The sequence below is a fragment of the Psychrobacter sp. M4 genome, from assembly GCF_055699795.1.
In genome coordinates this window covers 2,491,461-2,513,297 of record NZ_CM146740.1, presented here as the reverse complement: position 1 = coordinate 2,513,297, position 21,837 = coordinate 2,491,461, and the positions used below count along the sequence as shown (strand labels likewise).

Genomic DNA, 21,837 nt, shown 5'->3' with positions numbered 1-21,837 from the left:
AGTATGAAAACTACAAACTTAAAACCAAATCAAAAGCTCATTAATTTAGATAGAGACAAATTAATTGTACATCCACAAGCTGAGCAAGCTTTAATAATTTGGCAAAGACTTAGGCTTAGCTCATCTTCTGTGAGCATTAGATATCTAGATAAGTTTTATTGTCCACCTATTAGAGTGATCAAAAACAGTAGTGATACATATTACTTTATTAATGATTTTGAGAGAGTTAATGACTTATTAAGAGTAAGAGACGTGGACAGTTATCCATGTCTTGTTACGCCTGAGAGCATCAAAGATATTCAAATGCTGGCATGGTCTGAAGTAGTACAACTTACTAATTTAAAAAATATTAATCATCTAGACTTGTTTAAGGCGCTTAAGCAGACAGCGCCTAGCTCAGTTATTTGTAAATTGATGCGCATAGAGGTTTTATCCGTTGAGTCGTATTGTCAATATGCAGGTATTAAAAAGGCAAGCTTTGAGTATCAACAATGCAGAAGATCTATTGAGAACGATGTGATAGGTATTCCAAAAAACATGGATTGGCTGGTGAACTAATTATGATGAATTTGAGTAGAGATGAGCTAAAAACAGCTCTCAATAAGTTAATACCTAAAGATTCCCCTGACAGTCTAAAAATACAAAATTTGATTATTTACGTAGTGGGCTTTAGGCCAGACTTTGCTCTGAATATAAACTCCACTATAAATTTATTTGAGGTGACTTTTACAAGAAATGAATGCGCTAGCATAGCTAATACGATTATTAAAGAGCAGAAAATTGAAGAATGGGCTGTCTCATATATGCTCGTAATGTTTTATAAAAGATATGGAACGGTAGATAGCAAAAACAGTGCTTGGCAGTTTATGAGTGTTTACCTACAAATAACTTTAAGGATCACACTGCGAGAGGATAATCACTTTGCTAAGGTCAGTCAGTTAGGCGTTAGAGTCAGAATGGGATTAAATTCGCACAATCCTCAATCTGAAATAATAAATGAGCTCATTGGTATACATGCCCAGCAGAGTTCATTAGAAAGTGTACTAAATGCTATTCGCCAGTATGAGGCTTTAACTAAGCAGTCAGAAGCGTCAAATAAGGTTGTCAATACAAAGCTGGCAGCAAAAATTAGCCGCATTAGGCTCGCCTATGAGGTTGTGGCGGAAGATAAAGCGTTTATTGGCAAGACTTATTCTAAGTCTGATGACACTGACAATAATAGTGTTGGTTTAAACAAGGTTTTTCTTGATAGTGATGATGAACCACTTAGAGCCACTATATTTGGGATAAGTCACCAAAACGATAATGTGTCCTCCAATGAAAATTTAGCTGATGATGATCCAGAGAAGCTTTTAGATAATGATTTTAAGCCTTCTAAGTATACTGCTAAGTCTGCTGAGCTGCAGCAATGGAAACTCAAAAATAACTTTCGCCACGCTAGGCGCAATCAATTTGGCTTTCCAACAAGCTTAAGGCAGTTAAGTTTACTCAGTATTCAAAAATTGTTTAATAGAGTTTGGCAGCTTTCAATGGTTACGGATGATTATAGTCGTTTTGGCTATGTAGTTATCTTAATGTCATTCCTTAGTGGACGTAAGATCCAAGAAGTCATTAATGAACTTGGCAAAGAGAAAAGCCAACGCACGTGGCTCAGCAGTAAAAAAATAATAGGTGAAAGCTACTACACTTTGAAGATTGTAGTAAACGTTACTATGAATCGCAGAAGTCATCTACTGCAACATCGCAAGAGCATTGATAACGAATTTATACTTCTTTTACCTACTCAGTTGCATTCCATTATTGACGCAGTCAATATCGAAAATACAGATATATCTGAAATACTAAAAGACCTACAAGAACAATTAGACCTGCCTGCACTCAGTTATCAACACATAAATTCAGCTCTATACCTCATCATAAAAAATAAGTTAAATGAGCCGTTGCACGCTGATTTAATCACTGGTGTTGACGTTAGACATAGCTCGCCTCTTTACTACACAAGCATTGATTCTAATAGTATTGAGAATACATATAGAAGTGCTATTTTGTTAATGAGAAAATATTGTCCTGATATGATTCAATCACAGCTTCGTCAAGATTACAAAACTAAATCAGAAAATATAGAGCGCCAGAGTTATATCGGTAGTGATATGGCTTTAAATAAACTGACATGTCAAAAGTTCTTTTCAGAATTAGCGAATGGAGCCGAAAGTTTTAATGGATGCCTTGAGCGAAACTTAAGTATTCGACAGGATCGTTATATAGAGCAGTTTAATGCCTATGGTATTTGGCTATGGCATATTATCATGATTCAGACAGGTATAAGACCTGTTGTACATGCGCCAGGTGTGTTAAACCAGCTTGATTTTATAGCAGGGTTGTTTTGGGTCTCTGATAAAGAAGAGCGTCAAGGACAAGAGCAGGGAAGACTCATACCTTTAAGCAAATTTTTAATTATAGCGATACAAAATTATATTGAATATATAAAAGAATTTGCTTCACTGCATAATGTTATATATCCCTCTGAGCAGTTTCCCATAGATGATATTTTAAACTCTCGCCAACCTATTATTCAAATCTTTAGTAAAAACCCTAAGGGGTTTTCAGGCATTACACCTAGCAAAGTTCGCTATCAATTAAAGAGATTCTTTAGTCATCAAGACAATTGGCTGAGACACCAGTTGCGATCAATGTTAGTAAATAGAGCGCCAGAGCACTTGATATGCGCTCTTTACGGTCATGAACACCCTGATCAGGAGGCGATGCATCCAATGTCTTCATTATCAATTAATGAGCTAAAGGGAATAAGTAACTATTTGGATGAAATTGCTTATGAACTTAATCTGAAACAAGTTGAGGTGACTATATATGTCTGAGCTAGTTGCACATAAGCTAAGAGCTGAGAATCGTAATAGCGCTCATGAGGACATTAAGAACGAAGCTAAAAGCCTTGTTAAGTCTTATATGAACTCTAATCCACTCTGTAAAGGTATAGATCTGTTTGATTATTACCAAGATATAAATACCATTTTAGAAATCAACTTTGACACTCCTCTTAGTTTTCAGCTGGCACGTCAAGGATTTTTAGAAGTTATTCGTATATATAATAAAAATCATAAAGTTTATCTTGATGAGCCAGTTGTTCCTGTCTTAGCAGAGAGAGACAGCTTGAGCATTGGTTATGATTGGTTCGTAAAGGGGTCACAGGTCAGTCAAGCCAGCCGAGAAATGATAGAAATATGGCAAAGGAAGGTAAAGTTCACTACCAATGATTTGGTCGAATCCGCGATATTCTGCAGCATTGTCTACGGCGGCCTTAACGATATTGAAGTATTAAAAGCATTTTACGAATGGCTTTTGGCTGAATCCGAAGTCTATAGAATAGATTTACCTAGTGAAGGTAATACGGTAGGTGTTGAGAGTGTACCGATTATTCTATTAGTTATTGACGATAATAGTTATGGGTGTTGGGAGTCATCTAGTAGAAACTCAAGTGATACTCCTGACAGCGAATTAAAACGCTATGTTGAGTATGTTCCAGATGACGTAACGTTGTGTTTTTTATATGCGTTAAAGGATAAAGTTTTTAAAAAGGGAGACATTAAATCTTTCGATACAATAATTAGTGATATTAGTAGAAAACTTTCACTGCAAAACAAAGATAAGACAAAGCCACATCTTTCACACCTGATCAAATACGCTAACTATCACTGGAGACAATTAGAAGGAGCTGATATTGATAATGCATTAGCTACGATCAAGCAGGGTAAAATTAAAACTACAAGTCTACCTATAAATAAGCTGCTTAGTTACAATAAAGAAGAAATTAACTCTAATGTTAAACAGCTGCAATGGAATGAGTTATTTGAACTAGATTATTCTAAGCCTATAAATGCAAGTAGAGAAAGTATAAGTTATCCTGCGTTTAGTAAAAATATGATCAGAGCAATTCAGGAAGAGCTTAAAGATACTAGAGTAAATGCCATAGATGGTATTGAGCAGTTACAGAATGAGTTTCTTCAACCAAACGCACAGCGCATACTAGGATGGGTACGTCAGTTATTGGATGATAAAAGTTTAAATCAAGAGAGCATAAGCAAATATTTGGGGTGTATAGGGCGCGATTGGTTGATGCTGACAATTAATGAGGATATAGATAAATGGGACGGCGAAGACTTTGAGGTTATTTATGAGCAAGTTATTCAGAGCAAAAATAAAGATGGTCGAAAAAAATCAGTCATAAATAAGGATTCTAATTTTGAAAATGAGCTGGCAAGTGGTAATGATAGTACTTATATAAATAAGTTTAAAGATGTTCAAGGTTTTACTTATGGTCGTTTAAGAGCTTTTCATGATTATCAGCGTGAGTGTCATGATGCGCCCTATGTATATTTTGCATGGCGTAATAATAGGCAAATCGTCAAAGCTAATATCATTTCTCCTCGCATCTACCATGCTATGAAAGTATATGTTGACGAATCAAAGTTAGAGCTTGAGCAGAAAAGAATTTGTCTAGTTGTTCTGAGTATTGCTTATAGAACAGGGCTACGGATAAAAGAGCTCATTGGTATTAGAGTTTCAGATATTGCAGATATTTATACTGACAATTATAATCAAGAAATTGATGAGCCTAAGATTTGGATAAGACCGAATCGTTATCGTAGACTTAAAAGTAGCAGTGCAAGTCGTGTAATACCTATTAACTGCCTTTTAAAAAAAGATGAAATGGATTTGTTTATCGAGCTTTTTAAGCATCAGAAACGGTTAAAACGGAAATACTTGTTCTCACAAGGTTCAGGTAAACAGCCATTACCGAGTACGTTCTTTAGTAATATGATGAAGTTAATTTGGGATAGACTGCTTGGAGAGCATGACTTTACTTTTCATAGCTTTAGACATACAGCCATAAGCCAACTGGCTTTAGTGCTAGGTAAGTCTTCCTTAGCATCAATAATGACAGATTATGATGCTAAGCAGCGTGAGACTATTATTGAGGGTATTCTTGGCTACCATAAAGCACAAGGATCATGGTTTGGGCTGGCAAGTTTTGCAGGGCATTTGACACCTGATACAACATTTGAGCACTACATTCATACTGCCCACCTGCATACAGCAATACAGTTAGCTGATGCTAAGTTACAACTTCCTTATACAGTCTTTCAGCAAATCACAGATTTAAAATATCAGACTATACATAGACAAAACAAAGATGTTTACGATGCTAAGTCTAAAAAGGTAAGACTTAGCCTGCTAAGATCGTACTTAGTTAAAAGCTTAGTGACTAATAAGAACCCTTTATTTGTTGATAGTCTTAATATTTCTACAAATTCGCCAGTCATAGAATCTAATAGATTAGCATCGCAATCTATTTTTATTCATCAAAAATATTCGGATGTGATTGCCTATTTAGAAGAGCTACAGAAACTTAACTTAGAAAAACGAGATAGACTATTGCCTGAGGTTGCTATAAGACATGGCATTAATATAACCGAAGCTAGACAGTTATATTACAATGCAAATCAGGTTTTTGCTAGCGATGAGAAACTGTTATTAAGCTCACCAAATGGTAGTAAGAATCAAGAGTTATTAGTTAGAGCGTTAGAAAAGGCGTACCAGATGTCTATTCATGAACCCGATCAACTAAAAATGTTTGTTGAAATATTCGTAGCTAAACAGAATTTAAAAACATCATCTATACATTTTGGGATCAAGCCTAGTGAAATAAAGATGTTAGAGCAGTTCTTAGAGGTAGGATGCAAACTTATTAATGCACTACACTGGCAAATTAGAGCTTCAAGTGAAAACGAAGTAACTCAACTAAAACGATGTTTGAAGCTAGATAGTCAGATACGTACTGGAAGTCGTCAAAATTTCCATGGTTATGAAGTTAGGGTAGTGCAGAAAAAAATCAAACGATCAGATAAGAATATGGCTATATCTGAGAATTATTATGCTTCATCAGGTGTGCTGAAGTATCTTGGATATTTATTGAGTGTGCTGATTTATATAGAGTAGAGTCTATGCTATTTGATATTATAGGTAAACCTACAAGATGAGCGATAGTGGATTTGATATATTAGGTAGTACGCTTAAGTTAAAGCTTTACATTCACTGCTGTATGGCATAAGTTTGAAATAGCTTGGGAGTAGCAATTACAGACATTTTATCTATTAGACTATTAGGACTAAACTATGGAAAATCCAAATAACGGTGGTACGAATTCAGATCGTAAAGAAATATCAGATAAGGGTTCTAAGCCATCAGATAAGGGTTCTTGGCCATTAAGTAATAACGGGCAGCGACCAACCCCACCCTCTAGCAACATGCCACCTCTTAAAAAACCGAAAAAATAATATATTAACCTTACTTTTAGTAAAACTTATCTGTGGGTTTCAACTTATCAAAACTATTAGGATAGAATTATGGGGCATTCAAACAATAATAATTCAGGTTCAGATCGTAAAATAAAATCCGATAGAGGGGGTTCTTCTGGTAGACCTCTAGGTGATGCATCTATTGGACAAAGGCCGAGCCCACCAACCAACGTACTACCTCCACTTAAAAAACCAAAAAAATAATATGTTTAAGTCTGTTTGTGATAACGCATTTCTAAAAGTTTGATATCCTCTCTAGGGAAGTAGGTAACCATACTGCCAAGATCGTCTGCCAGTTTGACATCATCCTCTTCTTCCCAGTTTTCACCTGCTTTTGCAATATGCGTTACATAGAAGGCGATACCATCCTCATCCATAGTAAATGGTGCAAATGGCTCGTCTAAAAATTCACTTGTATTTTGAGAGGCATAACAAGTACCGTCTTTGTGGTATAGTTTGATCTGTGTTGCTGCTACTCCTTTATGTGAAGATAGCGTTTTCCATACATTTCCTAAATTTAGAGTGCTACTCACTTTCTTTTTGTACAAGTAGTCTCTCCATTTCTTCTCGCCTCTTGTCAGCCACCAGTACGCTATCAATATCCCAGACGGTATAGAGAAGTAAGCATAGGCTGAGTCCCATAATTGCACTGCGAGAGCAGTTGGTAGACCCAATACCAATATCAGCATCCACACATCGACTAGTTTTTCAGTCTTTCTATAATCACGCCTGAGCAATATATAGCCTAGATAACCCGCGACAAGTGTGGCTTGAACCTGCAATGGCAGTTGTAATAATTCCTGCATATGCCCCCCCCTAATATTTGACTAATATTATTACACACACTAAAAATATAATTTGAACGATAATACGCAATAAAAAACCATCTAAAAATAAGCGGATTTTATTATAAAAATACTAGGAAAGATTAGGCAAGGTAACGTAATTTAGGCTTTAGTTTTTTAATATGCACCAACCTTATTTGTCAGCAAATTAACTTGAATATAATTTAAAGCTTCGATAATTAAAATTACTATAGTTTCCATATCATAAAATTTCAAAACTCACATTATCTAAAACTTCACCCAGTGAAAATAAATTATTATCAACAATATTGTAACCATAATGGTGCTTATCATCAGAGAGCAGTTCTTTTTTCTTCCAGTCTAGAATATCTTTATCGATACGCCCGGCTGATTCTAATAGTGAATAGAAAGATACCTTTTTATGGGTAGAGTTCGTATCTAGTAGTTGAAACTTGACTTCGGCTTGAAGGGCTGTATCATTTTTAAACCTTCGCATTAATGGCTGATAGAAAAAATGGTATTCATAATACGCTTCATTATAGTTAAGGAAAACGATATCAAAAAAATCCATTATATTTTTCAAATCTCTGAATAGAAATTTCATCGAATACGCTAAATCTCTATTTGTTGAAATAGATTTTTCTGCAATTTTATCAAATTCACTTTTTAGCTCTTCATTTTTAGGCCAGCCGTAACATAAAGCCATTAACCTACCTGAATGCTTGTCTATACCCTCGATTTGAGATACTAGATCATATACATCCTTATCTTGGCTAAAGCGTTCTCCAAGCATTCGACCACTATAGACAGCCAAACCTTCATTATCGCTATCAATATTCTTAATTAGAATATTCTTCAAAGAATTACTATTTGTTGATATTTTGCTTAGGAAATCTATAAGGTTAATGTTATCGATGTCATCAATATTATCTTCAATAAAACTTAAGATGTAGGGGGCGGATTGAGCATCTTTTGATGAATATTTAGCTATGAACCCCCAAAGAGGTTGGAGGTTATCGATACTGTGTCTTGATATTTTACTGAAGTCTTTGTCGATTACTTTATAGATATAGTCGAAGTTTGCAATAAGTTTATCTGTCATAACTCTACTATGTCTATAACTATCGTCAAAACTTAATTCAGGACTAGCACGTCTTTCTTCATCGGTTCTATCTGCCATGTATTGAGACTCATCTAATAGCTGATAGTAATCATCTAGACTTTCTAGAGTTAGAAAGCCAAAAAAAGCAATGCGTCTATCCACTTGAAAAGTCGGTCCAGTCTGGAACACTAAATTTTGAGATACATCCAAAACTGTTTCAGGAAATTTTTCCTTTATAAAGTCGAAATATGTTAAAGCAGAGGCTGGTTTTATCACCTCATTCTCTTCGTCATGGAACTGGCTTAATCTACTTACAATTTCATCATCACCAATACGGTTTTGAGCCAGCTCACTTATAAGCTTTAATCGCAAGTTTTCTGCCAAAGGTAAGGAGGTTGAAATTAGATCTTCAAAATTGAGGATTAGGGAAGAATAGTATTTAAAAATTACTTCTGGAAACTTTGATAGGTTTTGAATTGCTAGTTTCTTAACTTTATCATTCTCATAAAAATGATTAATCATTGTATGTAATGCTTCGTAATATCGACCAGTCTCTTTATTCAATGACTCAAGTTCGTAATCAATAAAATTGTCTAAGACATTTTTATCAAAATAATTTCTATCTAATGTGATTAGTGGAGATAATGCACGCTCTCTAAATCTACACTCTTTGTCAAAAAGTATACCTTCAGCGATAATAACACCTTCTGAAGGTTTGTTTCTAAACACATCTTTTATATAATATGCAGATATAGACGCGTATGCATTAGTTGACTTAAAGTAGTTTTCTAAAGACTTTTGTACCTCCTTATCACAACTCCAACCAGCTAATAATGCCGTTATTGACCAATAGGCACTAGAAGAGCTTTCTAAGGTATCCAAGAATTCTCTCTTATTTTCATCCGTACGTCCAATCAAGCCAGCATAGGATTTTTCCATTTGTGGATGGATTCCTTTGGCGCTTTTGATTTTCTTATTAACTACTGAAATAACTTTAGGATTGTTACTAAAGTTTTCTGCTAATAACTTCCATAAAATAGCGGAATGCATAAATGAAAAAGGATACTCTTTATTTTCAAACTCTTCTGTTATCCTATCTACTACTTCGTCTAAGTCATTATAGTGTTCAAACAAGATACGCCATGCAGTTTCTTTCCTAATTTTTGCATCACTTATACGTAAGTTTAAAGAGTCAATAAGATGTATGTAGAGCTCTTTACTCTTTGACCAACCATCAATTAAAATTCTTTCAATCTCATCATCAAGTGTATAACTTGCGCTTCTTTGCTTATTAACGAACGTATCTAAGTCTTTAATAGTATGACAACCTAAATGAATCTTTAATTTCATGACAAAGACAAAAATATCAGGGTGCTCTGTAGCTCCATACTTGTTTACATATTTCTTTTTAATCCTATTATCGACCTTGTCAGAGATTATTGAATTAATAAGATAGGCAAGTATTTCAGGGTTATAACAGCTTTCCATAAGTTGAGCAACTTTATCAAAAAGCCACTTATCATCAATAAATTTCTGTATTCGCTTGGACGATTCTAATTTCTGATAATGGTTTCCATCAATAATGGACTTAAACAGAAACTCTTTGATAGCTGGTGTAAGTTGGTCGAAATTGGCATGCTCTAGTGCTTGTAGACGAGTATCACTGTAATTATACTTATTAGGGAAGTATCTAAAAAAGAAATCGAGTAGTTGAGAACGTATTTTGTTATTAAAAAGGGCTTTTAACAGTATCTCCCACATAATTTCTTTTTTGGTAGGATTGGTCTCGTATTCGAATGTTTTGATGAAATCACTAAGGTAGTTTTTGGACAAATCCACTGGTGCATTGCTTAGTGTTAAGGCTATAGAGGCTTTCAGAAAGTCGACATAATGTAATTCATTACCTTCCGATATTTTTATACAGTCAAAATGCTGTTTAAAATATTTTTTCTTCGGCGAGGGGATTAAGCCAAAGTAAAAAGTAATCACTTGATTCCATTGTAGTAAGCTTGCATAAGCCTCAATCTTGCCCTGTGATACATCAGAATCAAAATTCATAAGGTACTTAGCAGACATAAATTCTTGAAACTGACGGTGCATAAAAGCAATTTCAGTAGGTGATTTTTCTATGATGATACCAATTTTGTTAGCGCCAATATCCAATATATCTTTACTGAGTTTTTTTGCTTGCGGAGAGTGATAGTGCATTTCTTCTTCAAAGTATTTGCTAATTACCTTGGTTGCATCATTTTTTGATATTACTCCATCATGATGCTCTTCTTGAATATGCATAGCCAGTATGATAAAGACTTCTTCAATATCAAAATCAAGGTCTACTTCTTCTGATATGTTTGCTGATACTCGGCGTTTAGTAGGGTGTTTTTTTATCAAGTATTCAGTAATACTCTCAAGTATTTCTACTTTATTTTTAGGTAGTACTGCATTCTGAAATCGTTGAGAAATTAGTATGCTAAGTAATAAAGGATTGTCGGATAATCTGTAGAGATCTTTAGACTTCTTTAACTCTACTAAAAATTGATTTGTCTCCAATTCAACGTATCCGTTAATTGTCTTATTTAAATGAGCCATCAGTTTAGTGTACCAATAACTTATGTGTTCTTTTTTTTGAGTATCGGATAGGTTGGCTATAGTATGGATTTGTAATTGTTGGAAGTACTCTTGCTGAAGTCTATATCCGTAAGGCCGACTAGAATAAATAACTTTCGCATTCTTGAGAGAGGTTTGAGTCTCAATTTTTGCTATAGCTTGCTTGGCAACAGTTATATTTGTCCATTCATCGACACCATCTACTACCAATAGTAAGCGTTCGTCATCTAACGCATCTTTGACTATATCGAATATAGACTCACTGTTATTACTTTTGAACCATAAACACAATAAGTCACTAAGGTTAAGGTTTTCATCTCGATGCAGATTTTTAGTAATAAATGCGAATGGCAACCAAATAGGTAGTAAGTCGCCCCATTTCTTAGTTATATTTTCAAGTTTGGGATGCGTAGATAATAAGTCTAATACAAGATAACGTAACAATGTACTTTTGCCAGAGCCAGGCTCTCCTAGTATCATTATATTATCTGAGGTAGGTAAATGAGCATCTATGCTCAATCGAACCTCGGTTTCATAATTAATAACTTCAAAACTCTTAGACTCTTTAGTTTTATCTAGTTCACCTTCTTTAGAGGGAACATCAGAGTATTCGAAATCATCTACTCTCTTATCAAGACGTCTATACTCACTTGCTTGTTGTTTCTGTATAAATTCTGGCTTAATAAATCGTTCTTGAAGCCTGATAGCACAATCATCCAGATAGCCAGACGGAATGCTAGGGTCATATTTTTGAAAAATAGTATCGTATATCCTATAGAGCTCTACTCGATAAATAGTAATTTGATGAGCATCTAATTTCTTAGTCTTTCGGATTTGGTTTAGTGAATCTTCTCCATGAAATGCTTTCACCCATCCTTCACCAAAAAAATCGAATACAATGGATGGATAGTCTTTTAATAGTCGTGAAATTTTAGACTTATCGAGTGTCTTAAATGTGATACCTTGGTTCGCAAGCTTGGTTTTCAACTCATTAAATTTATTTTGTAATTCAGTTCTATCCAGCGTTGTACTGGTACAAAAGGTAAATTCATCACTATTTTTAAACCAATCTCCATCTTCGAAAACTTTAACAGCTTTGTCTAAATCACCTTCTTTCACTTTTTGATATTTTTTACATTGATAAGAGGCGTACTTATCCCCGTTATAGGCAAAGATATCAATACCATCCTGCTTCTGACCTTTAATACCATAGATTTCACAATCATCAATCGAATGATGAATTTGAACTATTCTAAGGCAGAGCTTTTCAAAGTCTTCCCAAGCCAACTCTTCAACTGGCAAAGTATCAACTGTTCCTTGAATTGGAGGTTTTACTTTAGAAGTATTAGGAGTATGAAGGTATGTAGTATTGAATTCATCAAGCATGGAATAGCCGTTTCGATTATGACAGTGGTTTAGTTAGTATATAAGGGTTTAAAGTTATTTGTATATGCTAAATTTGGAATAGAGAGGTTGTTTAAAGCTATGAGTAAGGCTGAGCTCCTAAAATAGCCGACTCCCAGCGAACTTGTTATTACAAACTAAAAGTAGTTAAGATATCGTAAACAAACTAGATCGAACGTAATCTGTCTTATAAATATTACAACAAACGAACCTTAAAATAAGCTTAGGAAGTCAAAATATTTTTCACAATTAAGCGGTAGTTATCCAGATAATAACATTTGTAAAGAGTGTTATATGCTAGAGATACTATTATTAGCATTGGCGTTAGCAGCTGATGATGGCTTCGCCGCTTCAAACCCTAATATTAAGCACACCACCTAAGTAAAATGATAAATACAAAAAGGGTGCTAACGCTATATTTTATAATACGTGAGCAACCTTTTTTACTACTACCTACATCTAATCATTATCCATATTTATTCATCATACTAATAATTGCAGCCCCTCGTTAACAAAGCTATGAGCATCTAAGAAATTATCATTTAATCTATAAAATAATCTTACTAAAAACATAATCATCAGTGAGCTTTAGTGCTAGCCCGCTGCTTGAATACTAATAAGCAGACAATGATAAAAACTAACAGCGCAGCTGATGCACCAAAGCGACTCAATGCAAGACCGCCATGATCAATAGGTTTATCTAAGAAGTCACCTAGCGCTGCTCCTAGAGGTCTAGTTAGAATGAAAGCACTCCAAAATAGTAGTGTTTTAGATATTTTAGTACCAAAATGGGCTAGAGCAATAAGTACTAATAAAGAGCCAAAAATGATAGCACTCGTTGTATAGCCCATGCCTTTAGTGTCTGCTACCCAGTCACCAAGTGCAGTACCTAATGTTTGCGAAAATATAATTGTCGTCCAATAAAATACTTCCGCTTTAGGTATTGCTAATACTATTGACGGCAATGCTGCCCATCGTTTTTTGCCACGCTATTAAACACATACCAAGTAGAGCTACTAGCAGCGCTGACCCGCCAGCGTAGCCAATTCCTAAGGATCTAGTCACGTAATCCGCTATCGTTGTTCCCAAAGTCGTTGTCGCTATAATGGTGATCCAATATAACCATTTATTAAATGAATTAGCTTTGATTTGGGTGGCTACTGCTATAGCAAACAATACAGCGAATATACCAGTACTGACAATATAGCCTAGGTTTAGCTACATAGATAAGGCGTCACCTGCTGTCTCACCAAGCGTGGTAGCAGCGATTTTAATTATCCAAAAAAGAAGGGTAACTTCTGGAACTTTGGACAAAGCTTTTAACAGGGGATCGTAACTAGAACCAGTGGGTGAATATCGGGCGTTCAAGGTTGTATTCATAGGTGGATTCACTCTATTGAGAAGCAAATTTAATGTTACGTTGTAGACGTCACTAAATTATCAGTAGAGGAGTTAAGAAAGTGTGAAGATATAGCTAATTAAAGCTATTAAAATTTGTATGTATGGGTTTAGAAGATTAGCGTTATACAAAGTCCTCGATTACCATTTAAATTTAAAATTTCAGAAGTAGAGTCATTCATAAAGACATCGATACCTGCCTGCTCACAGATTGACTTGACGATAGAGAGCCCAAGTCCTGTGCCTTCTATTTGTTGTGATTGCTTACTGGCACTATCTGATCTTGAAGCGCTTATAGTATCGCTGGATTGATCAGTAGCTGCTGTTAGCTGATTGAGCCGTACAAAAGGGTCAAAAGCATTTTCATAATCGCTAGGATGAATGCCTGCACCTGAGTCTATTATCTGCAATACCAATCTGCTACCTGACGTTTTATATAGATTACTTGGTTTTCCAGAGTGAATTATATGTGAGCCAAAATTATATTGAGTATTTAGAGCTAATTTATTCAAGCTATCTGAGTGTGGCTTAAGTTGGTACAGTTTAATCATTACTTGACCACCAGCTGGCGTGTAAATAATAGCGTTTTGAATCAGATTTTTGATGAGCATTAATAGTGAAGTCTCATCTATCTTTACTTTGCTATTAGACTCTAAATCGACAGTCAGCTCAATGTTCTTATTATCTGCAATAGGTATGAGTAAACCGATGACTTGTTCGATTATAAATTTAACGTTAGTCGATGTATCTTCATTACTGAGTGCTGTATTGATATTACCCGCTCGTGCCAGTGTTAATAGCTGCTCAACCAAACTTTGATTACGTTTCAGGCGAATAGCTAGTTTATCAAGACCTTCCGACATAATGTCATCATTAGTAATACGCTGTAGTCGTTGTAGCTGTAATGAAATGGCAGTCAGTGGCGAGCGCAGTTCATGAGCGGCATCAGCGATAAAGCGTTGCTGACGTTCAATACTGATTTTCACCAAAGCCAATAGTCTATTTAGGGATTCGGCTAATGGTAGTAATTCAGAGGGTAGGCTGTCAATCTGTAATGGATTTAAATCATTTTCATTACGCGCGCTTATTTCATGATGTAATTGGCGCACAGGTTTCATCATTCGCCACATGATAAAAGGGAGTAAAAGCAGTAATAATGCTATACCGATAATAAGCGGTAAAAAAGACTGTAAAGCGCTGGCTTTGGCTAAATCATCCTGTAAATCCGTCTGTTGGCGTAAGATTAGCGCCACTTCTTCATTAGGATCTAAAGACTTGATCTCGACATCATTTCTATAAGTTCGCCAAGAATGGCCGTCAATATCTTGATCACTTATTCCTTTTGGAATGCCACTTACTAACGCCATCGGTATAGGCTCTGAGTAATCATGCTCATCATCGCTTTTATTGTTCTGATAATCTTGTACTCCGTTATCGAGTGAAGCAGAGAGTATGACGATATCAACGGTGATAGCACCATCATCGTCATCGGTATCAAAATGGATGTTGCTGCTGGCATGTTCTTCATTGCCTAAAGCAGCCGAATTACTATTTAAACTACTAATATTAAGCGACTGCTCTAATAAAGCGGCGGTATTTTTTAAATTATCATCTTGAAAGTCATTTATCTCGTTATAGCTATACCAAAACCCGTAACCCCCCGCGATTATGGCCAATAGTAACAATGACAAAACGGACCAAAAGATTAGTTGGAATTGTAGGGAGTTAAGGAGCTTACGGAATTTAGGCATATCAGTTATCTTCTAGAAATGACAAGGTGTTTTTAAAGTCATGTGTTTAAAGTTAGGCATTACTGATATACCATCCAAGGCCGCGAACATTCTTAATTCTAGCTTGTCCGACCTTTTTACGTAAGCTATGAATTAAGAACTCGATGGCGTTACTTTCAACTTCACCGCCCCAGCCATACAGTGAGTCTTCAAGCTCAGTCTTTGACATCACCTTTTCAGGAGACTGCATAAAGGTAGTGAGCAGCATGTATTCTTTAGCGGTTAAATCTACAGGATTGCTATCCATCATGACTCGTTTATGCGCGGTATCTAAACTCAAATTGCCAACCACTACCTGATTATCCGCTTTACCTTGGGCACGGCGAATCAGTACACGCATTCGTGCAAAGACTTCTGCTAGCTCAAAAGGTTTAACGACATAATCATCGGCCCCTGAATCTAATCCTGCAATTCTGTCTTTTAATTGATCGCGTGCGGTGAGTATTAACACTGGTGTATCAATCCTGGCATCACGCATAGCAGTTAATACGCCCATACCATCAACCTCTGGCAAGCCTAAATCTAATAAGATGATGTCATAAGGCTGCACCCTTAATGTCAGGATAGCTTGGCGACCATCTTTCACCCAGTCGACAGTGTAAGCCTCATCTTGCAACGCTTCACTCAGACTCTCACCAATCATAAAATCGTCTTCGACCAGTAATACGCGCATGGGTATTCCTTATTTGTGAGCTATTTTCTTGGCTATTAGGGTTATCAAAATATAAAAGACGGTTTGCTTTAGCTATAGTGGTACTTTTTAAACGGTATTTGAATTAAAAAGCTCTAATCGATACTAGTGTACAGAGTAGAGCTTCGTGGAGATATATTAAAACTAAATTTTTACCGCATTAATCATCATCGTCTAACTGACTACTGATAACCTGACCATTCATGCTATCGATCATTAGTTTGTATATTTCCATCCCTTTAGCCATTTCAATCTCATAAGCGGGTATGCCGTTATCAAAATCGAACTCTGCCTCAATAATTTTACCATTGATACTTTCCGTCGCTTTTTGCATGGCTTGGGTTAGGGTTATCTGTGCTTGTTTCATAGCGTTATATTCTGCTATATCTTCCGCACCGAGTTTTTTCTGTTTAGTCTTGAGAATTTTACCGCTACTGGCATCAATTTTTACTTCATGCTCCACACCATTCGCGATAAACTCAATGTCATACTCGCCACCTGTCATATAATCGTTTTGGTCAAATTCAGCGCTAATTAAGTCTCCTTTGACTGTTTTTTGCGCAATAGCGATGGCTTGCTCTAGACTAATTTTGCTTTTCGCTATTGCAACTGCGTCACTAGTCTTTGCGCCCGAAATAGCGGGTATTTGACCTGAGGCAATGGCGATGGTACCGATACCTAGAGCACCAACGACAACGATGGCTGATTTGCTTAGTGTTGATAGTTTTTTCATAATATTTACTCCGTATTTAAGATTCATGGCTGACTACATCATCGATGTGAATGTCAGATGTGTCCATCATACAAAATAAGACATAGGAGAAACTTAGCGTAGAGTAAGCGTTTGATTAGAGGCTGAAAAATTGAGAGTGATGAAACCTATTCACTAGAACAGATTTATCTTAAAGCTTTGTAGTACGGTTGCGAATAATGCAAAAAATAAAGCCGTCAGCAAGCTACTAGACAATAGTGCCATACCAAAACCAAATTTATTGAGCAGGTAAGGGAATAACAAGAAAAAAGGCAACGTTCCGAGAACATACCAAAAGGTGTAGTAGGCGTGATTACTTATCTTAGCGATCGGCTGCTTTTCAACATACAGCCAAATTAAGGTAAGAAGCGTGACTAAGGGCAAGGAGGCAAGCAAAGCGCCGACTCTGTCGCTACGTTTGGCAACCTCCGAGATAACAACAACCAGTGAGGCAGTAATTGCGTATTTAAGCCATATATTCAAATCACACTCCTAGATTCAGATCACTCTATTCAGATTTTATTAACTTCAACAGACACATGAGACAGCTGAGGTAGGGATTCTGATAATATTTTTTTGTATTCTTCCGTACTTAAAGGGTATGGTGAGGAAACTGAAAGAATGGCGGCTTGGTGGGTTGACGCTATTTTCCACACATGAATATCGTTAATAATCGTATTTTTCTTATCGAGAGTCTGCGATATCCTCTCAAAAGTTGCAACATCAACAGATTTATCTAAAAGCACGGTACTCGATTCTTTGATCAATCCATAAGACCAGTGAAGAATCACTATTGCACCGACAATGCCCATGACAGGATCAATCCAGATGATGCCTATATATTTACCGGTCAATAACGCCACGATAGCAAGCACAGAAGTAAGGGCATCCGCTAAAACGTGTAAATAAGCCGCTTTCATATTGTGATCATGGTCATGATGATGGTCGGAATCGCCATGATGATCATGGCTATGGTGGTGATGGTCATCTTTAAGTATAAATGCCGATACTATGTTTACTATCAAACCGACAACGGCAACGATAATGGCTTCGTTAAAATGTATATTATTTGGCTCTACTATTCGTTGGACTGATTCTAAAATCATTAATAATGCGACAATGGCTAATGCAATGGCACTCGCAAAACCACCGAGATAATTTACCTTGCCCGTACCAAAACTAAATGATTTATTATTAGCGTTCTTTTTAGCGTACGAATAAGCAAAGATAGCGATAAGAAATGCGGCTGAATGCGTGCCCATGTGCCACCCATCAGCAAGTAATGCCATGGAGCCAGACCATGTACCAGCAGCGATTTCTAAAACCATGATTATCGTCGTCAACCAAAATACAATTTTTACTTTAGATTTGTTTTGGGTGCTATCGACACCGAAATCATGAGAGTGTTCCCACTGAATACTTGATTCTTTCACGTTTCAAATCCCTAGCTGTGTATGAAAAGATGGCAATCTTATGTATTATAAACATCATCAATAAATATACTACCCCCCAGTATAAAATGAGGTAATAAAAACAATGTCACATACTCAAAAAAACAAGAGCAAGCTACTAGGGCGCATTAGACGTATCAAAGGTCAGTCAGTAGCAATAGAAGCGTCATTAGAAGGCAATCCTGAATGTATGGCTCTTTTGCAGCAAATAGCGGCATTAAAGGGAGCGGTAAATGGTCTTATGAAGGAGGTCTTAGAAGAGCATATAAGAGAACATTTAGGGGCAGAAGACATTACCCCGCAACAACGACAACAAGAGATAGAAGATGTGTTATCTATCCTAAAAACTTACCTAAAGTAGAAAGATAAAAGTCTTTAAAAAGGTACTATTTTATTATGTTAGAAATATTATTATTGGCGTTAGCACTTGCTGCGGATGCGTTTGCGGCTTCAATTGGTCTTGGTTCAACGCATAGAAGCGATGTTAAGTCGCAGTTTATAAAAATGGCGTTACTTATTGGATTATATTTCGGGGTTGCTCAGGGGATGATGCCGCTGATTGGTTATGCGCTTGGCTCTACCATGCTAGGTTGGTTTGCTGAAGGGGCTGCTTGGGTTGCTTTTGTCATACTGGTTGCGCTTGGGATTAAGATGCTCTATGAGTCGCGTTCAGTTAATGATGATGATACTCGGATTAACTTAAGTCATAAAACATTACTGTCGTTGGCTATAGCAACGAGTCTTGATGCGATGGGGGCAGGTTTTACTTTGAATCTATTGTCGGTTAATGCTTATGTTGCCTGTTTAATCATAGCACTGACGACAGCTGTTTTAAGTGTCTTAGGGGCTTATATAGGACGCCAATCAGGGACATGGCTCGGCAGTTGGGCAGAAGCTTTGGGCGGGGTAGTGCTAATAGCGATCGGTGTGAAAATGATTGTTTAAAGTATTATGACGCCCTTTATGATGCTTTTTATTATGAGCTACTCTTCTAAAAAACACGCTGGCCAGCGCACAAGCAATGGTTAACGACAGCAACATCGACACTAAGGTGTGACTAAAGAAATGATCGCCAAATAGCATTTTATAGAGTCCCATTGTCCAACCTAATACGGTTACGATTTCAAATATTCTGTAGCGATACTTATGCAAAGTAGGTAAAAATGCTAAACCATACAAAGAAAATCCTGCGCTGGCATGAGCTGCTGGAAAGCATTTTACATCGGTTTTAGCGAGCATATTTTGCCAGATGTTTAAATAGGGTAAGTCACCACCGAATAAGGTTAAATGATTAGGGCAACTGACATGAGTGACACCCTTTAATAGCGCGATAGTAGAAGGTACTGCAATAAGAATAATCAGTAAGTAACTTATCTCACGAATTGAAAAGGGCACGATAAATTTATTGAACTTACTATTGGCAATATAAGTGTTATTTGAAGATTGTCTGTATTTGACAATTAATATAGCTAATAAATAGATAGCTGATAAAATTAATAACGTTTTAGGCCCATCATAAAAAATAAAGGCGTAAGGCTGAGCGCCTTTTTGTATAAGCCATTGTCCATTAGTATAAAAAAGCTCACTAATACGAATATCAAACTGGCTATGCTCAAATATCAGAGTTGCAATGATAGTTAAGCAAAGTAGCTTGAGCCACATCCAATGAGATGAGTTATTTTCTAAAGTCATTAAAACGCCTTGTTTATTAAATCGCAAAAAATATAAGCATTAGTTAGTATAAAAGACTGGATACTGCCATCAACCACAAAACAAACAACAGCAATAGCGATAGAAATTGAGCAGCAGAGCCGACATCTTTGGCTATCTTAGCTAAAGGATGTTGCTTGGTTGAGGTGTGATCGACACTCGCTTCGATACCCGTATTGATAAGCTCAACGATAAGAGATAGGAAAGAGGCAACTACTAGCATCATTTTGATAACTACGCCAAAAGGCATAAACATAATGATTGTGAACAGTACGAGATTGAGCCATAAAACCTGTCTAAACGCTGCTTCAAACTTATAAGCCGCCTTAAAACCATCTATAGAGTATCCTGTAGCTTTTAAGATACGAGCCAGCCCTTTTTTACCTTTAGCATTACTGGCAAAGCTATCAGCTACAAGTAGAGTATTAGATACTTCTTGATTTTTAGAGTATGAGTTTTCTTGATCGTTCTCAAGAGTAATCGGCTTAAGAGGGCTCATATTAATGGCTTAATAGTTATTAAAAGCAGAGTAGATGGTAGGTTTTAAAAATAAAATAAAAAAGTGCAATCACCGATATAATTATTGTTGTAATGATCCCAGTGTAGGAGAAGGGCACTGGTTAGCACTTGGGTATCAGTATGAGCTTGAGGTTGTTAAGAAAACGTTAAGAGAAATAAATTTAATCATTTTGCTTAAATTCATTTAAATAGAACGACTATCAATCTCAGAAAATTGACAGTGCACTATCACTAATTTGAAATTTAAATTCGACATATACTAAAAAAGCAGTAGCCGACACCTTGGTTATCATTGTATCGGTTACTGCTTCCTATTAATGATGAGATAAAAGCTAAAAGTTAGTGCACTCACTGATATGATCAATTGTTTCAACGATTCTATTAGAGACAACCAGTTGGCCCTTAGTTTCCGAGCTTTGATTGCTTTTTAACCATCATCCTCCATATCAACTTGACTACTCAAAACCTTGCCAGTATTGGCATCTATACTCACATCGTATATCTGATTGTCTTTGACAACTTCGATGTCATATAAGGCTTGTCCTTTTTCAAGCTCGAACTCAACACCAATTATTTTACCATTTACGCTTTGAGTGGCTTTTTGCATAGCACTAGTTAGCGTAACTTTGGCCTGCTTCATGGCGCTGTATTCAGCCATATCTTCTTTATCTAGTTTTTCTTGCTCAGTCTTAATAACTTTGCCAGTATTGGCATCGATCTTGACCTCGTAAGAGGTACCATTAGAGATGAATTCAACTTCGTATTCACTCGTTGCAGTACCTTTATCATCATCATCGTCGTCATAATCAAACTCTGCACTGACCAGATCGCCTTTGGCGTTTTGTTTGGCTATATCGATTGCCTGCGTTAAGCTGATTTTACTTTGCATAGCACTGACGGCTTCACTTGATCCTGTTACTGCTTTGGTATTGGTAACAGGGGCGGCTATAGCAGTTGCACCTACACCTGCAATAGTAAGGGCGATGAGTGCTGATTTGGTTAGCGTTGATAAGTTTTTCATGAGAGTCATCCTTTGTATTAAATCAATTTCTGACACACCGTTAGTGGTTTTGTCAGCTACCTTGTGGGTATAAATCTATAATACGAGAGACGACATAGGAGAAACTTAGCGAGGATTAAGGGTTTAGTTAGCGAGTTAAAAATAATAAAAATTTTTTTCTTGAGCTATTCAAGACGGTATTTAAATGGTCTTAGCCAAACCTTTAAAGGCAAA

General features: G+C 36.4%; 16 protein-coding genes and 1 pseudogene. 6 read left to right on the top strand and 11 right to left on the bottom strand.

Annotation, left to right across the window (positions count from 1 at the left end; translation table 11 throughout):
* Positions 1-3 precede the first annotated feature (3 nt).
* From ACR63N_RS10380 to ACR63N_RS10365, 4 genes are all read left to right on the top strand, one after another.
* Positions 4-558 carry a hypothetical protein gene (locus tag ACR63N_RS10380; protein ID WP_201532036.1) on the top strand — a complete coding sequence of 185 codons (555 nt, stop codon included), beginning with the start codon at positions 4-6 and terminating at the stop codon, positions 556-558.
* 2 nt (positions 559-560) lie between these two features.
* The gene (locus ACR63N_RS10375) at positions 561-2,876 is read left to right on the top strand and encodes a hypothetical protein (RefSeq protein ID WP_472781986.1); all 2,316 of its coding nucleotides are present in this window, start codon (positions 561-563) and stop codon (positions 2,874-2,876) included.
* Positions 2,869-6,015: a site-specific integrase gene (locus ACR63N_RS10370; RefSeq protein ID WP_472781985.1), complete on the top strand. Its 3,147-nt coding sequence runs from the start codon at positions 2,869-2,871 to the stop codon at positions 6,013-6,015. Before ACR63N_RS10375 ends, ACR63N_RS10370 begins: the two co-directional genes overlap by 8 nt.
* 176 nt (positions 6,016-6,191) lie before the next feature.
* A complete protein-coding gene (locus ACR63N_RS10365; protein ID WP_201567576.1) occupies positions 6,192-6,353 on the top strand; it encodes a hypothetical protein in 162 nt (53 codons plus the stop codon).
* A gap of 230 nt (positions 6,354-6,583) precedes the next feature.
* Here ACR63N_RS10365 and ACR63N_RS10360 read toward each other — a convergent pair whose 3' ends face one another.
* The 8 genes and pseudogenes from ACR63N_RS10360 to dmeF form a co-directional block, all read right to left on the bottom strand.
* Complete coding sequence (locus tag ACR63N_RS10360; RefSeq protein ID WP_201567578.1) at positions 6,584-7,180, bottom strand: hypothetical protein; 597 nt, start codon at positions 7,178-7,180, stop codon at positions 6,584-6,586.
* 241 nt (positions 7,181-7,421) lie between these two features.
* A complete protein-coding gene (locus ACR63N_RS10355; protein ID WP_472781984.1) occupies positions 7,422-12,275 on the bottom strand; it encodes an NACHT domain-containing protein in 4,854 nt (1,617 codons plus the stop codon).
* A gap of 596 nt (positions 12,276-12,871) precedes the next feature.
* Positions 12,872-13,673, bottom strand: a pseudogene (locus ACR63N_RS10350) (COG4705 family protein).
* Positions 13,674-13,801: 128 nt separating this feature from the next.
* Positions 13,802-15,382 (bottom strand): sensor histidine kinase, encoded by a 1,581-nt coding sequence (locus tag ACR63N_RS10345; RefSeq protein WP_472781983.1) that lies wholly within the window; start codon positions 15,380-15,382, stop codon positions 13,802-13,804.
* Positions 15,383-15,494: 112 nt separating this feature from the next.
* Positions 15,495-16,154, bottom strand: coding sequence for a response regulator (locus tag ACR63N_RS10340; protein WP_201532031.1), 660 nt, complete (start codon positions 16,152-16,154; stop codon positions 15,495-15,497).
* A 178-nt stretch (positions 16,155-16,332) separates the two neighbouring features.
* The gene (locus tag ACR63N_RS10335; RefSeq protein WP_472781982.1) at positions 16,333-16,905 is read right to left on the bottom strand and encodes a PepSY domain-containing protein; all 573 of its coding nucleotides are present in this window, start codon (positions 16,903-16,905) and stop codon (positions 16,333-16,335) included.
* A gap of 153 nt (positions 16,906-17,058) precedes the next feature.
* A complete protein-coding gene (locus ACR63N_RS10330) occupies positions 17,059-17,406 on the bottom strand; it encodes a DUF3147 family protein (protein WP_227673153.1) in 348 nt (115 codons plus the stop codon).
* 29 nt (positions 17,407-17,435) lie between these two features.
* Positions 17,436-18,356 (bottom strand): CDF family Co(II)/Ni(II) efflux transporter DmeF, encoded by a 921-nt coding sequence (gene dmeF, locus ACR63N_RS10325; RefSeq protein ID WP_472781981.1) that lies wholly within the window; start codon positions 18,354-18,356, stop codon positions 17,436-17,438.
* A 103-nt stretch (positions 18,357-18,459) separates the two neighbouring features.
* Here dmeF and ACR63N_RS10320 point away from each other — a divergent pair, with 103 nt between their 5' ends.
* Both ACR63N_RS10320 and ACR63N_RS10315 read left to right on the top strand, forming a co-directional pair.
* Positions 18,460-18,735, top strand: coding sequence for a metal/formaldehyde-sensitive transcriptional repressor (locus tag ACR63N_RS10320; RefSeq protein ID WP_201532028.1), 276 nt, complete (start codon positions 18,460-18,462; stop codon positions 18,733-18,735).
* A 35-nt stretch (positions 18,736-18,770) separates the two neighbouring features.
* Positions 18,771-19,319 (top strand): manganese efflux pump MntP, encoded by a 549-nt coding sequence (locus tag ACR63N_RS10315; RefSeq protein WP_472781980.1) that lies wholly within the window; start codon positions 18,771-18,773, stop codon positions 19,317-19,319.
* Here the strand turns inward: ACR63N_RS10315 and ACR63N_RS10310 are convergent.
* From ACR63N_RS10310 to ACR63N_RS10300, 3 genes are all read right to left on the bottom strand, one after another.
* On the bottom strand, positions 19,287-20,066 hold the full coding sequence (locus ACR63N_RS10310; RefSeq protein WP_472781979.1) for a PAP2 family lipid A phosphatase: 780 nt from the start codon (positions 20,064-20,066) through the stop codon (positions 19,287-19,289). The two genes, ACR63N_RS10315 and ACR63N_RS10310, sit on opposite strands and share 33 nt — an antisense overlap.
* Positions 20,067-20,109: 43 nt before the next feature.
* Entirely contained in the window at positions 20,110-20,583 is a 474-nt protein-coding gene (locus tag ACR63N_RS10305) for a diacylglycerol kinase (RefSeq protein WP_472781978.1), read from the bottom strand.
* A gap of 447 nt (positions 20,584-21,030) precedes the next feature.
* Complete coding sequence (locus ACR63N_RS10300) at positions 21,031-21,624, bottom strand: PepSY domain-containing protein (protein ID WP_472781977.1); 594 nt, start codon at positions 21,622-21,624, stop codon at positions 21,031-21,033.
* Positions 21,625-21,837 lie beyond the last annotated feature (213 nt).

What these genes read in the sequence shown, in the direction of transcription:
- ACR63N_RS10380 (WP_201532036.1), top strand. Translation starts at nt 4, where the DNA reads ATGAAAACTACAAACTTAAAACCAAATCAAAAGCTCATTAATTTAGAT.
- ACR63N_RS10375 (WP_472781986.1), top strand. Translation starts at nt 561, where the DNA reads ATGATGAATTTGAGTAGAGATGAGCTAAAAACAGCTCTCAATAAGTTA.
- ACR63N_RS10370 (WP_472781985.1), top strand. Translation starts at nt 2,869, where the DNA reads ATGTCTGAGCTAGTTGCACATAAGCTAAGAGCTGAGAATCGTAATAGC.
- ACR63N_RS10365 (WP_201567576.1), top strand. Translation starts at nt 6,192, where the DNA reads ATGGAAAATCCAAATAACGGTGGTACGAATTCAGATCGTAAAGAAATA.
- ACR63N_RS10360 (WP_201567578.1), bottom strand. Translation starts at nt 7,180, where the DNA reads ATGCAGGAATTATTACAACTGCCATTGCAGGTTCAAGCCACACTTGTC.
- ACR63N_RS10355 (WP_472781984.1), bottom strand. Translation starts at nt 12,275, where the DNA reads ATGCTTGATGAATTCAATACTACATACCTTCATACTCCTAATACTTCT.
- ACR63N_RS10340 (WP_201532031.1), bottom strand. Translation starts at nt 16,154, where the DNA reads ATGCGCGTATTACTGGTCGAAGACGATTTTATGATTGGTGAGAGTCTG.
- ACR63N_RS10335 (WP_472781982.1), bottom strand. Translation starts at nt 16,905, where the DNA reads ATGAAAAAACTATCAACACTAAGCAAATCAGCCATCGTTGTCGTTGGT.
- ACR63N_RS10320 (WP_201532028.1), top strand. Translation starts at nt 18,460, where the DNA reads ATGTCACATACTCAAAAAAACAAGAGCAAGCTACTAGGGCGCATTAGA.
- ACR63N_RS10315 (WP_472781980.1), top strand. Translation starts at nt 18,771, where the DNA reads ATGTTAGAAATATTATTATTGGCGTTAGCACTTGCTGCGGATGCGTTT.
- ACR63N_RS10310 (WP_472781979.1), bottom strand. Translation starts at nt 20,066, where the DNA reads ATGACTTTAGAAAATAACTCATCTCATTGGATGTGGCTCAAGCTACTT.
- ACR63N_RS10305 (WP_472781978.1), bottom strand. Translation starts at nt 20,583, where the DNA reads ATGAGCCCTCTTAAGCCGATTACTCTTGAGAACGATCAAGAAAACTCA.
- ACR63N_RS10300 (WP_472781977.1), bottom strand. Translation starts at nt 21,624, where the DNA reads ATGAAAAACTTATCAACGCTAACCAAATCAGCACTCATCGCCCTTACT.